Origin of the sequence: Porphyromonas asaccharolytica DSM 20707 (assembly GCF_000212375.1) — a bacterium.
Classification (GTDB): Bacteria; Bacteroidota; Bacteroidia; order Bacteroidales; family Porphyromonadaceae; genus Porphyromonas; species Porphyromonas asaccharolytica.
Genome location: NC_015501.1, coordinates 534588 through 548327 on the forward strand (window position 1 = coordinate 534588; position 13740 = coordinate 548327).

Annotated in this window: 9 protein-coding genes and 1 riboswitch; of the genes, 3 read left to right on the top strand and 6 right to left on the bottom strand. The window is 53.2% G+C overall.

Annotation, left to right across the window (positions count from 1 at the left end; all coding sequences use genetic code 11):
- The first annotated feature begins 21 nt into the window (after nt 1-21).
- Nucleotides 22-2373: a TonB-dependent receptor gene (locus PORAS_RS02165; RefSeq protein ID WP_013760008.1), complete on the top strand. Its 2352-nt coding sequence runs from the start codon at nt 22-24 to the stop codon at nt 2371-2373.
- Nucleotides 2374-2481: 108 nt separating this feature from the next.
- Nucleotides 2482-2604 carry a hypothetical protein gene (locus PORAS_RS09120; protein WP_281032295.1) on the top strand — a complete coding sequence of 41 codons (123 nt, stop codon included), beginning with the start codon at nt 2482-2484 and terminating at the stop codon, nt 2602-2604.
- 5 nt (nt 2605-2609) lie between these two features.
- Here PORAS_RS09120 and PORAS_RS02170 read toward each other — a convergent pair whose 3' ends face one another.
- The 5 genes from PORAS_RS02170 to PORAS_RS02190 all read right to left on the bottom strand — a co-directional run bounded on the left by PORAS_RS02170 (nt 2610) and on the right by PORAS_RS02190 (nt 8326).
- A complete protein-coding gene (locus PORAS_RS02170; protein ID WP_004331890.1) occupies nt 2610-3968 on the bottom strand; it encodes an aldehyde dehydrogenase family protein in 1359 nt (452 codons plus the stop codon).
- Nucleotides 3969-4006: 38 nt separating this feature from the next.
- Nucleotides 4007-5122 carry a 4-hydroxybutyrate dehydrogenase gene (locus tag PORAS_RS02175; protein WP_013760009.1) on the bottom strand — a complete coding sequence of 372 codons (1116 nt, stop codon included), beginning with the start codon at nt 5120-5122 and terminating at the stop codon, nt 4007-4009.
- Between the two features lie 15 nt (nt 5123-5137).
- Nucleotides 5138-6424, bottom strand: a complete 1287-nt coding sequence (locus PORAS_RS02180; protein WP_013760010.1) for an acetyl-CoA hydrolase/transferase family protein — start codon at nt 6422-6424, stop codon at nt 5138-5140.
- A gap of 123 nt (nt 6425-6547) precedes the next feature.
- Nucleotides 6548-6841, bottom strand: a complete 294-nt coding sequence (locus tag PORAS_RS02185) for a NifU family protein (RefSeq protein WP_013760012.1) — start codon at nt 6839-6841, stop codon at nt 6548-6550.
- Nucleotides 6842-6853: 12 nt separating this feature from the next.
- A complete protein-coding gene (locus tag PORAS_RS02190) occupies nt 6854-8326 on the bottom strand; it encodes a 4-hydroxyphenylacetate 3-hydroxylase family protein (RefSeq protein ID WP_004331893.1) in 1473 nt (490 codons plus the stop codon).
- Between the two features lie 267 nt (nt 8327-8593).
- Nucleotides 8594-8872, bottom strand: a riboswitch (cobalamin riboswitch).
- 492 nt (nt 8873-9364) lie between these two features.
- On the opposite strand from PORAS_RS02190, the gene PORAS_RS02195 reads away from it, so the two are divergent.
- The gene (locus tag PORAS_RS02195; protein WP_245528042.1) at nt 9365-11962 is read left to right on the top strand and encodes a leucine-rich repeat domain-containing protein; all 2598 of its coding nucleotides are present in this window, start codon (nt 9365-9367) and stop codon (nt 11960-11962) included.
- Between the two features lie 365 nt (nt 11963-12327).
- Here PORAS_RS02195 and PORAS_RS02200 read toward each other — a convergent pair whose 3' ends face one another.
- Nucleotides 12328-13626, bottom strand: coding sequence for an alpha-L-fucosidase (locus PORAS_RS02200; RefSeq protein WP_013760014.1), 1299 nt, complete (start codon nt 13624-13626; stop codon nt 12328-12330).
- Nucleotides 13627-13740: the final 114 nt, after the last annotated feature.

Genomic DNA, 13740 nt, shown 5'->3' on the forward strand with positions numbered 1-13740 from the left:
GATAACGCAAAATGTAAGTATATGATGAACCTACGACAACTACTTTTTATTTCCTTGGCAAGTCTACTCTTCTTGCCACTACAGGGGGCTATCGACGAAATGCCTACTGTCGCAGACTCGGCGATGACCTACGAACTAGACGAGGTGAGGGTCCTAACCCATCGTCCTCTACTGCGCCAAGCGGGTCTCTTGATGAGTACTCCTGGAGCGATGAGTCTCGTGACCCCGACGATGCTTCGTGAGTATGACATAAAGCATCTGTCAGACTTGACGGCGGTAGTCCCTAATCTCTACATGCCCGACTACGGCTCGCGTCTCACCTCGCCGATCTATATGCGTGGTATCGGTACGCGTAGTGGCGGGCAGTCCACCGCTTTCTTTATCGATGGCGTACCCGTGCTCAATAGTTCGATCAATCGTTACCTCCTCGGCATCGAGTCCATAGAGGTGATGAGCGGAGCACTGAGCAACATCTACGGGCGCAACGCTATGGCGGGAACGATCCTCCTGACCTCTCGCTCGCCTATTGACGACCCCGCACTGGATGTACGTGCTAGAGCTGGTAATCATGGGATTGTCGAGGGAGCTGCGCGACTGGCTCACGCATTTAGCTCCAAGGTGGGGCTCGCCCTTGGGGGGTATTACAATAGAAATAACGGCTTCTATACGAATGCTTTCGATGGCACGCCAGCTGATGCTGAGGAGGCGTATGGTGCCAACATGCACTTCGAGTGGCGTCCTGATGCTTCGCAGAGGTTGCGCCTAGCAGGTGTATGGGATGGTGTACGGCAGGGTGCTTTCCCCTATGCGATGATCCATCCTAAGAGTGGCGAGACGATGCCGATCAACTACAACGCCCCTGGCTCCTACGATCGTACCGTCGGCGAGGCGCGCCTAGCTTATGACAAGAGCTGGGACGAGGTACGGCTAGACTTCACCACCAGCTACCAGGCACTGCGAGACAATATGCTGATGGATCAGGACTACACGCCTCGAGATATCTTTACGATCAACCAAAAGCAGCATCAAGATGCTGTCACGGCTGACCTCATCCTACGCAATAAGGAGCAGATGACCTACAACTGGACACTGGGTCTCAATGGTATCTACCAGATGAATCATCTAGAGGTCCCCGTAGCGATACGCCCCGAGGGACTGATGGCTATGATACAGCCTGGACTAGATAGGGCAAACAAAAACGACAAGGTGCCTGTACAGATGATGGTCGATGCCTCTAAGGAGCGAGTCAATCACAACCTCTTTGACAAGAGCAGCTATGGTGTAGCTCTTTATCACGAGAGTAATCTGCATGAGCCGTTTGGCTGGACAGGCTTCGACCTTAACTTAGGTCTACGTATCGATGCGGAGCGTCAGGCGATGGACTTCGACAGCGACTTTAGCCTAGGGCTGGAGGTAGCTCCAAAAGCTAAGCCTGAGGCAAAGAGACACTTTGACGTGACCAGTCGCTTGGTGGGTGAGGGTGACTATCAAGACTTCTTCCAAGTCCTACCTAAGCTCTCTCTGAGCTATCGCCCCACGGCTGGCAGCTACCTCTTTGTAGCAGCCTCTAAGAGCTACAAGACGGGCGGATATAATGAGCAGATGATGACCGAGGTGCTGATGCAGCAGGCACAGCGGGAGATGATGGCGCTCGTTATGTCGCAGGGCAAGCAGCAGCCACAGGTACAGACGGGCGATGCTAACCTAGCTGCCTTCAAGCCTGAGCATGCCTATAACCTAGAGCTAGGCGGACGGCTCCTGACGCTACAAGATCGCCTCTTCGTGTCGGCTACGCTCTTTGGCTCATGGATACGAGACCTACAGGTGGCACGCTTCGTGACTACGGGTACGGGACGTACGACGGTCAATGCGGGCAAGGCACTCTCGCTCGGTGCTGAGGCGAGTGTCAAGGCGCGTATCTGGCGTTCGCTCACGATCTCTGCTCAGTATGGCTATACGCATGCGACCTTCCAAGACTACCTCACGAGCCGTGCTAATCCTAAGGGCGGTGCACCGATAGAGGTAAACTATGAGGGTAACTATATCCCCTACGTCCCAGCACATACCTACGCAACGATGCTCCAGCTGAATGAGCCTATCCAGACTTCCTGGCTCAAGGGCGTACTCGCCTCAGTAGAGCTGCGTGGTAATGGTCCTATCTACTGGGACTCAGAGAATCAGCATCGCCAAGATCCCTACATGACGCTCGGAGCGCGCCTCGGCGTACGTCTTCCCTACGTCACCGTAGCCATCTGGGGACGTAACCTGACGGACACGCGCTATGCGACCTTCTACTTCCAGTCGTTTGGCAATTCGTTCCTCCAGCAGGCGCAGCCACGCACCTTCGGTGCTGACCTCTCCTTCCACTTCTAGAGGCGCTGATCAGCGACAACAAAGCAAGCCACCCGTTCGTCAGAGCGGGTGGCTTGCTTTTTATTTAGAGGTATGGGAGGCGGGGAAGTGTAGCATGAGATTTGCGCTATGCGAGACAACACCAAAAAAACGCTCCCGACGGGGCAAGGCCTCATCGGGAGCGTTGTATTAGGTGCGCTCTCAGTCGTAGTGAGCGCAGAGCGTGACACAAACGCAGAGCGTCTGCGCTAGCGGACTTAGTTCATCGCCCAGATCTCCTCGTCGGTCGGCACGTGGACGTGTGGCGACATGCGAGCGATGCGAGAGATGTTGAGTAGGTGCTTGTAGGTAAGGTTCTCCGAGATAGAGTTATTGCCCCAGCTACCGCAGCCTAGGGTTGTAGTCACGGAGAGACCGTTTTGGATCGATCCACCAGCCGTGATCGAGCAAGGCGCATTGACGATCAGACGCGAGATAGTGATCTCATCGCCAGCCTTGATGATGTTACCCTGATTGTTTGAGTGGATACCTGCCGTGTGGCCACTACCCTCCATCTTGAGGTTGGTATTGGCAATCTCAATAGCCTCGTCAAAGTGCTTGTAAGGCAGGCAGGTCATCACGGGACACATCTTCTCCTTGCAGATAGGATCGGCCGTGCCGACGCCCTTGGCAGGGACGATGAGCATACGGGTCCCCTCGGGTACGGAGATACCAGCGAGCTGAGCAATGTGCTGCACGCTCTTGCCGACGACGTCACGGCTGATGGTGCCGTTGACGAAGAGCGTATTGACCAGCTTGTCGTGCTCCTCAGCTGGTACGAAGTAAGCTCCGTGATCCTTGAAGGCCTGGAAGATCTCCTCCCGGTGCTGCTCAGGGTAGATGAAGCACTGCTCGCCAGAGCAGATGATGCCGTTGTCAAAGATACGTCCACGGATGATGGTCTCGGCAGCTTCTTTGTAGTCGATATGCTCATCGAGGATGACCTGCACGTTGCCAGCGCCTACGCCAAAGGAGGGCTTGCCCGAAGAGTAAGCAGAGTGTACCATGCCCATACCACCCGTAGCAACTACGACGTCGACAGCCGCCATAAGGTCTTGCGTGGCTTGGATAGAGGGCTCGGTGACGCACTGAATGAGGTGCTCAGGTACGTTGAACTCCTTAAGACGCTCCAGTATGAGCTGGATGGTATGTGCGGAGCAGTTCTTAGAGCGTGGGTGTGGCGAGACGATGATCGCGTTGCGTGTCTTGAGAGCGAAGGCGATGTTTGCCATCGGAGTGACGATCGGATTAGTCGTCGGAGTGATCGCAGCGACGACACCTACGGGCTTAGCGATCTTGATGAGGCCGGTCTTCTCGTCGATGTCCAGTACGCCCATACTCTTCTTGCCCTGGAGGTTGCTCCATACGCCTTTTGACTTGTTGCGGCACTTAGCTACTTTGTCCTCATAGACGCCCATCTCGGTCTCGTCGACAGCTTCACGAGCGAGCATCTCAGCATTGTCATAGACGACACGACAGAGAGCCTTGACCACCTGGTCTACAGCGTCCTGATCGAAGCGTGCTTGGTAATCCTTCTGTGCCTCTCGTGCTAGAGAGACCATTTCTTTGATATCCATGATATGGTTGTTTATAGATTGAATGTATGATAGCTTTATTAGTAGAGAGCCTTGTAGATGTCTCTGATCTCGTCCCGTGTGAGGGGGGTATAGTTGTTCGCAAGGAGGCGCTGCTGCGTAGCGATGACCGCATCGGCAAAGCCTTCGATCTCAGCCTCCTTCATACCGTATGTGCGAAGCGAATTCTTGGCGATCAAAGCTGAGAGCAGTGCGTCGATTTCGTCAAAGAGCGTGGCGGGCGTACAACCCATCAGCTTGGCGAGCTTCTCCTTGAGGAGCTGCATCTGACCCGCTGGAGCCTTGCGCTCGTAAGCCTTAAAGACCTCGGTGAAGAACTGATAGTTTGCCTCTCCGTGCGGTACGTGATAGGAGCCACCGAGCGGATAAGAGAGCGCATGGACGGCGCCAACACCTGCATTGCCAAAGGCGATGCCCGCGAAGTTGCTCGCCATAATCATCTCGCCCATACAGTCGAAGCGGTAGTCGGGACCCTTGTCTCGTATCTTCTGGAAGACCGGGATGATGATCTGCCAAGCGGCTTCGCTAAAGATTGCGGTGTAGGGATTGCACTTGGGCGAGAGGAAGGACTCCACAGCATGTATCAGCGCATCGATGGCGCTGCAAGCGTAAAACTTGAAGGGCAGCCCCCTCAGCAGCTCAGGGATGATGACCGCATTGTCAGCTACGATAGCATCGTCAGCGAGTCCCATCTTCGTCTGGCGGCTCTTGATCTCAGCGATAGAGATATTGGTCACCTCGCTACCCGTACCACAGGTCGTGGGGATGATGATGAGCTGCTTCTCCTTGACGAGAGGGATCTTCTTGTCAAAAGCGTCCATCACGTCTGTCAAGCCACGCAGCACAAAGAGCTTGGAGATGTCGATGACCGTGCCACCGCCTACGGCTATGACACGATCGTAGTCCGTGCCCTGGAGGTCGTGGAGGATCTGATTCATCATCTCCTCCGAGGGCTCACCTGTGCCGTAGTGCTCCTGCATGACGAAGTGGCAGGGTAGCTGGGAGGCTTTCATAAAGGGCTCGTAGAGGAAGTCATTGGTGATGACTAGGTCACGCTCCCCAAGTGCAAAGGCTTTGGCAAAGTCTGCAAAGGTCTCGAACTGGTCGATGACCGTCTTGAGCTTGAATAGTTGCATAGTAAGAATGTATTGTTATAGTTTGAATCTTCTCTTGCACTCCGCCTCTAGCTCGGGGCGGAAATTGGGATGAGCGATAGCTGTCAGTGCTAAGGCTCGCTCACGGAGCGACTTGCCCTTGAGGTGCGCTACGCCATACTCGGTGACGATGTAGTCTACGTCGTTGCGAGAGGTGGTGATGGCGGCACCCTCTGTGAGTAGCGGTACGATGCGGGAGGCGGTGCCTCGGCGTGCCGTGGAGGGGATAGCGATGATGCTGCGTCCGCCCTTAGACCAAGCGGCACCACGCACGAAGTCAACCTGTCCGCCTGGACCGCTGAACTGTCGCAAGCCCATCGCCTCAGAGACCACCTGCCCCATAAGGTCTACCTCGATACAGCTATTGATGCTCACGAGGTGGTCGTTTTGGGCGATGATGCGCGGGTCGTTGACATAGTTGACGGGACGCATCTCGATGGCTGGGTTGTTGTGCGCAAAGTCGTAGAGTTCTTGCGTACCCATGAGGAATGTAGCGACCACCTTGTTGGGGAGGAGCGTCTTGCACCGACCCGTGATGGTATGAGCCTTGATGAGCTTGACCACGCCGTCAGAGACCATCTCGGAGTGGATACCGAGATCCTTCTTATCCTTGAGAAAGAGCAAGACAGCATCGGGGATTGCTCCGATGCCGAGCTGGAGCGTGTCTCCATCCTGTATGAGCTCTGCGCAGTTGCGTCCGATAGCCTCCTCAACCTCTCCGATGCGTGGCAGGTCAAGTGCGTAGAGTGGGTAGTCGGCCTCTACGATATGTGTGAGCTGAGAGATATGTATGAGGTTGTCTCCGCCAACGAATGGCATCTGCTTATTGAGCTCTCCGATGACGACTCGAGCCTGCTCAGCAGCTGGCTTGCTATAGTCACAGGAGGTGCCGAAGCTGCAGTAGCCCTCCTCGTTGGGATAGGAGAGCTGCACGATAGCTACATCGGGGTGAAAGACTCCCCCTGGCTGCATCATCGAGGGCACCTCGTAGAAGTAGGAGGGGACGAAGTCCGCGCGCTGCTCATCGACGGCAGGACGCGTGTTGGCACCGACGAAGTTGGTCACGAGTCTGAAGTGTCCCTCCATCTCGGGTGCTGTGTAGGGGCTCTCGCCCAGGGTGACCATGTGGAAGATGCGGACATCGTGGAAGCGCTCATAGTTTCGCGCCAAGGCAGCGACGCACGCTTGCGGTACAGCGGCTGCATGAGATAGTACGACGAAGTCACCGTCCTGTATGTGGGAGACCGCTTCGTCGGGAGAGATACTGCTAAATGGGATAGACATATGGAGAGGTTAGAGATTAGAAGATAGAGGTTAGAGATTAGAGTGGCTCTAGTGATGCTAGGAGGACTAGTGGTACTAGTGATGCTAGTGGTACTAGTGACTTTAGCTAAGAGCCAGCAAAAGTTACTTTCGTATGATACGGAGCGCCTCGGCGATGAGTTCGTCGCTGACGCTGTCGTCTACGGTTACCATTAGGGTGGGGAGGCCCAGCTCGCCTCGTAGCGTCTCCTGCACCACCTCCCGGATCGTGCTACTCAGCGAGGGGCATGCTTGACAACTCCCCGAGACCTTGACGAAAACTTGTTCGCCAGCGACCCTCAGCAGCGCTATGTCGCCCCCGTGTGCTTGGAGCTGAGGACGTACATAGCTACTGATGATGGTCGTGATCTCGTCTACCCTAGAGGATAGATCTGTCATAAGAGATAGGGACTACTTGCCCTGAGGCTTATCTAGAGAGGTGTCGAGATGAGCTATCTTACGAGCCAGCTCCTTCTTTGCCTCCATATTACACTGACGCGAGATCATGATGCGCTGAGCCTGTGGCGAGCCAGCACCGTGCAGGCTCTCCGTGCGGTAGCCTACGGCTGCGGTACCGAGCGTGAGATTCTCGATCAGACGCAAGATGCGCATACGATTTACCGTGTCCGTGCCCTTAGCACCAGCGAGGTACTTACGTACGAGTGGCCCGACCTCCTCGTGCTGCAGGTCAGCTTGGCTAGGCATCGTAACCATCAGACCGCCAGCTATGTCCTCAGCGAGACGTGTGATCTCGTAGGGATAGCGGGTTACATTCTGCTTACATACGTTGGCCAGGAGCATATCGATCAGGTAGTTGCCCGACTTCGTCTTCTTGCCCTCAGCCGAGCAAGCGATACCGCAAGCGTAGAGCGTCTCATTGAGGTGAACCATCTCGATCAGCTTGTCCTTGATGTGCGAAGCCCGAGGCACACCGTTGTAGTCAGCAGCCAGAGCAGCAGCACCGATGAGTACGTCGCCCACACCTACCTTACAGCCACCATAAGACTGACGGTGATAGCCAGCGAAGCGCTCGACAAGCATGTTGGAGAACTGGTACTCACGGCACATGAAGACACGCTCCATAGGTACGAAGACGTGATCCATGATGAAGAGCGTCTCATGACCTCCGAAGGTTGAGTTACCCAGGTCAATGTCTGCGCCCTTCTCCATCTTGCGTGTGTCGCAAGACTGACGGCCGTAGATGATCGTAACGCCCTCGGCATCACTGGGGATGGCAAAAGAGACAGCGTAGTCAGCATCCTCCTCACGCATCGAGCAGGTAGGCATGATCAGGTGCTCATGCGAATTGACCGAGCCAGTCTGGTGAGCCTTGGCACCCGTGACGACGATACCATCAGGACGTATCTCGTTGATGTGTACGTAGAGATCTGGATCCTCCTGCTGTGAGGGTGAGAGGCTACGGTCGCCCTTAGGATCGGTCATAGCACCGTCTACGACGAGGTCGTTGTCCTGGCAGTACTGTACATAGTCTCTGAAGCGCTGGTGGTAGTTGGTACCGCACGCCTCGTCCATCTCATAGGTGGTAGACCAGATAGCATTGAAGGCATCCATACCGACACAGCGCTGGAAGCAGCTAGCGGTCTTCTGACCGAGGAGACGCTGCATCTTGACCTTCTTGACGAGGTCCTCAGCGCTCTGGTGAATGTGGCAGAAGCGATTGATCGTCTTGCCCGTAATGTTGGAGGTAGCGGTCATCAGATCCTTGTACTCCTCCTGCTGTGCCAGCTCATAGGTCATCGCTAGCGAATTGAGCGATGGACGGATCATGGGGTGGTCGACGGGGTTGTCGATCTTCTGGCCCATGAAGTAGACGTTAAGGTGGAGAGCTCTAAGGCTCTCGATGTACTCTTCGCGTGTTTTCATAACTTCTTTTCTGTATAAAGTGAATAGAATCTTCGTGCGTCAGAGTAGGACGATCGAAATACAGAGCAGAAGTCACGGGATATGGCCCTATCCTACAGGTCAGCGCCTGTAAAGCCCTCCAAGCTGGCAGTAGGGAGAGAGTGATGAGTGTAGACACGACGAGAGAGAGCCTCATAGTCAGTCTCGCTGCTATGGACTCTATCATACGCACTATGTTAAGCCATCTATGTCCCGCTGTCATTCTTTTTATTTCCTAGCTCTGAAAACAAAAGTCCTATGGCACAGGCAGGTCTTCTGACTTCTCCCTAGTTCGTATAGCTCACATCGAGTCGTACAAAACGGGCGATACCCTGGGTCTTCCCATAGCTACCTACAGCACCTTCACGCGAAGGCTTGTAGGGGTCGTGCTACAGTGACATCTTAATGCAGGGGCGCACTTCAGGAGTTACAGCTGAGAGTACAGTCTTGGCTTCGCACCAAGTTCCCTATTCAGACGGGGTGACAAGATTTGGTTGTTCCTCGTACACCTATGCACCGCAAAGGTACATAATATATTCTAATCCAACCACAAGAACCTGATCAGACACAGAAGAAATGAATCTCCACGTAGGTATTTTCAAATCTCCACGTAGGTATTTTCAAATCTCCACGTGGAAAAGAAAAATTCTCCACGTGGAGACGAAATAAAACTTCGGAGGAATCAAATGAAACTTCGGAGGAATCGTTTCGCCTCCACGTGGAAAATAAAAAATAGCCCCCTGGAAAATCGAAAATCCCTACCGAGGAAAGCGACCGAAGGTCGACCACTGGCTATTAGCTGTTGGCTAGAGTCACTAGAGCCTCTCTAATCTCTAACCTCTAACCTCTAATATCTTTTTTAATATCTTTGCCTTGAGCTGACGTAACTCAGTAGATGCTACGGGCTTAGTACGACGACTCACCTTGAGAAAACATAAATCCATAATACCAACAAACATGAAAAGGATTAGATCACTACTAGGATGCGTCCTAATCATTTGCCTGTCACTATCGCAAAGCATGCTTCTGACAGCTCAAGAAGACCTTGTCGCAGAGATGAATGGTACCTATGCGACGGGGACAGAGTTTAACCTATGGGTATCATCTCGCTCTGGCTCTATACGAGTCGACTACGGCAGTGGCTCACCCACTGAGCTACAGGTCTCTACAGACCCCAGCATGCCGACGAAGATCAACAGCTACACGACCGAAGGCAAGTCGGTCAAAGTATACGGTCGTGACCTGACGACTCTGCGATGCTTCTGGAACAAGCTTACGTCTCTCACGCTGCACGCGCCAGAGCTAGAGATACTCATCTGTCACACAAACAGCATACCCTCTCTAGACCTGACAGGGAGCCCTAAGCTGCGCATACTAGATGCTACGGAGGCAGGGTTGACGACCCTTCAGATGAGCGGTCTGACCCTCATCGATACGCTCGTATGTGATGGCAATAAGTTGACACAGCTAGATCTGAGCGACATGACGCACCTCAGACTCTTGGAGTGCTACAAGAATAAGCTATCACAGCTGGATCTTACCTCTTGTCCAGATCTTGTCAAGGTGTCTGCTCACAAGAACCAACTCACGACACTCAACGTATCTGGACTGACTAAGCTAGAGGAGGTCTCTTGCTGGCAGAATCAAATAGCTGAGCTCGATCTCTCCTCAGCAGCTGCACTCACTGCTCTGGACTGTAGCGAAAACAGCCTAACCAAGCTCCTAGTCAATCCATCGGCTCCTATTAAGAAGGTCGAACTCTATGACAACCAGCTCTCAGAGGAGGCTTTTAACAGCTTTATCAAGAGCCTACCTGATCTGTCTGGACAAGAGTCTGGCACCCTCAAGGCGGTCAAAACAAGCAGTGACAGCCCCGAAGGAAATCAAGTTTCTGCACAAGCCCTCCGAGAGGCTCAACTCAAGAACTGGCGCATCTACAAGGGATATGAGGAGATACCAGTACCTATGCCCCGTGCGACCCTGACGACGAGTGGTGTATCTCAGTGGACGATCTCCGCACAGCTAGCCGATGAGGCGCAACAAGACAAGGCGTGGATCGACTGGAACAACGATGGCATCTGTCAAGACAATGAGCGAGGCCTCCCCGAGGGTAAGCATGCCGTAGAGGCTAACACCATCACGATATATGGCGATCTAGAGGGTCTCTTCTGCTACGAAAACGCCCTGACAGATATCGACGTATCCGCTCTTCAGAGCTTGAAGCGCCTGAACATTAGTGACAATAGCTTGACTCAGATAGACCTCTCTCACAATCCACTCCTCGAGGAGCTGTGGATGCAAAACAATCAGTTCACAACGATCGATCTATCACACCAGCCTGCACTTGATAATCTCAACGCTTCGAGCAATAAGCTCACAGAGATAACCTTCGCGCCTGAGTCAGCAACGAATCGTATCGATCTGTCTAATAACAAGCTAACGACTTTAGACCTATCCAATACACCTCACCTAGCCTTGCTCAACTGCAATGACAACCAACTCTCCGAGTTCGATGGTAGGTATGTCGAGAACTTGAGCTTCCTATATCTAGCAAACAACCAGTTTAAGGATTTCGACCCCACTACCCTACCGGAGCTTATAGAATTAAATCTAAACGGAAATCATCTCTCCTCCATCGATCTAGCAGGTCTCGAGTGGTTGACCAAGCTACTCCTAGCTGGTAATAATATATCCACTATCAACCTCAGAGGCTGTCCTGACCTAGCGCAGCTCAACCTTGCAGAGAACCCTCTGACCAACCTAGACCTAAGCCCCTGCAGTAGCATCTTCTGGCTCAATCTATCTGCATGCGGACTGAGCAGCGTAGATGTCTCCTCGCTATCTTACCTCTCTATGCTATATCTCCCCTACAATAAGCTGACCGAGCTAACCCTGCCTACTGAGTGTGAGGAGCTTGTAGCTCTAGATATAGAGGGCAATCAGATCAGAGGTGACAAGATGCAAGCGCTCATCGACCAGCTGCCTAACCTAGAGTATGGTATAGGCGAGTTTTATGTAGTAGCTCAGGACAGTCTCTACGGCAATGCCATCTCTAGAGATCAAGTGGAGATGGTCATGCAAAAGTCTTGGAAAGTATTCCAAAGCACCAAGACCGAGCCACAGTATCTTGAGTTTGAGGGCTATACGATCTATCCCGTACACCTCACCGTAGGGGAGCATGGCGCTGCCTCTATTGTGAACTATCAACCCGCCAGTGAGGTCCCCATGGGAGTTCGGCTACAGCTATCTGTGACACCTGAAGCTGGCTATAAGATTCAGTCGATACTTGTCAATGGGAAGCCTCTAGAGGGTATGGAGTTCGAAGTGCTCCAGGAGACGAATGTAGAGGTCCGCTTCGAAAAAGAGACTGCTCTACAAGTCCCAACAGACGCTTCTATCGCGCTCTATCCTAACCCCGCAACAGATTACATTACCGTCCGCACGGCTATCGGTAGCTCTATCGAGCTCTTTGCTAGCGATGGCACGCTGGTAGCCACTACGCAGACCACTATGCCAGAGACGACACTCTCCGTAGCAGAGCTCCCAGCAGGACGTTACGTAGCACGGATCACCGAGCGTGACGGCAAGACGGTACTAACGCCTGTGATCGTCCGATGAGCTTCGCTGTCTACCAGACTGCGGACTAGCATACGCAGTCACCATACATGAGACTGTTGCAAAAGTCAACAGTCTCACAATCTTGCTAGCAAGATTGTTCAGACTTTGCAGAAAGGATGAAGCGCAAGGCGCTGAGGGTGAGGTCTGAAGGGAGCATACCTATGTATGTGACCGAAGCCGAATCCCGAAAGCAACACAGCGATTCGCCTTTATGCAACAGTCTCTACATAAAGCGACCCCTGTAGGAGTGCATACTAAAGCATTCCTACAGGGGTCACTACTGCGTCATATGTCGCTACGCTAGCTGTCTGATCGTCTAGCGGTCACAGAGCCTACAGACTCGCTCACAGCGCACATGGACTTGATCACAGCTCGATCTCGACCACGTAGTCGATGAGACCTGCGGGGCGACGAATGGTCAGCTGCAATGCGCCACTATCAGTACGCGTATAGGCTATCGGTGCACGTGTGATATAGTCTACTACTGCCCTTGGAGCCTGTGGCAGAGAGATCTCGATCTGCTCCACATCTTCAAAGATATGGAGGTAGAGCTTGGCTCCCTTTGTCGTGGAGACACCCCAAGGCTGCTCCGCAATGAGCCCCGCCTGGCTGCCGTAGATCGTCTCTCCATAGCGCTCCATCCAGTCCCCGATCCCGTTGAGCCGCTCAATGGCCTGCTCGGGTAGCTCGCCATTGGGCTGTGGTCCTACATTGAGTAGCAGATTGCTTCCCTTGGCAGCGGCGCGAACTAGCAGCTCGACCAGTTCGGCAGTACTCTTGTAGTTTGTATCAGCGACCTTATAGCCCCACATGCCATTCATCGTTTGGCACATTTCCAGAGGTAAGTGGCTGATCTGCTGTCCCGAGAGACCCGCTTTGTTTTCGCCTGGCAGGTCGCGCTCGAACATCTGAAAGTCTTCGCCCTCAAGCGGCGAGATATGATGATTATTGCCTATCAGACAGCAGGGTTGAAGCTCATGAATGTATGCGTATAGCTCCTCCATCCTCCAGTCAAACGGGACCGAGTCACTGTCGTGATCCCAATAACCATCTAGCCAGATAGCCCCTACCTCGCCGTATCGGGTCAACAGTTCGTGGAGCTGCGCCTTCATAAAGGCAAAGTAGGAATCATAGTCAGGTGCCATAACGCGCCCCGTGTGCAGTCCGGTCCTACCTAGAGGATAGTCTGGGCGGATCCAGTCGAGGATCGAATAGTAGAGGTGTAGCTTGAGACCCTCGGCTCTACACGCCTCGGCAAGCTCACTTAGCACATCTCGCCCGAAGGGGGTAGCATCGACAATGTTGTAGTCACTCGTCTGCGTGTCATACATCGAGAAACCATCATGATGCCGCGTCGTAAAGGTCACATAGCGTGCGCCTGAACGCTTGATGGCCTGAGCCCACGCCGTAGCATCAAAGCGTATCGGATAGAAGCATGAAGCAGCCTTAGCATACTCATCTTTATTGAGCTTGCCAGAGTTGAGATACCACTCCCCCTGAGCATACATACTATACAGTCCCCAGTGAATGAAGATCCCTAGTCGGCTCTCCTCAAATGCCTCTCGCGCCTGCAGATTGCATGGCGACGGTGTGTAGCTACGCTGTGCAAAGAGGGCTCCGCACCCTACCAGCAGCATAACTATCCATAGTAAGCGTCGTCTCATAGTTATTATTCGTTGCCTATATCGATTGATAGCGCAAACTTACGAAAATGATTCGTGACACACCCTCACCCCAAGCTAGCATCTCTAATCTCTAAGGTCTAAATTCGTACCTTT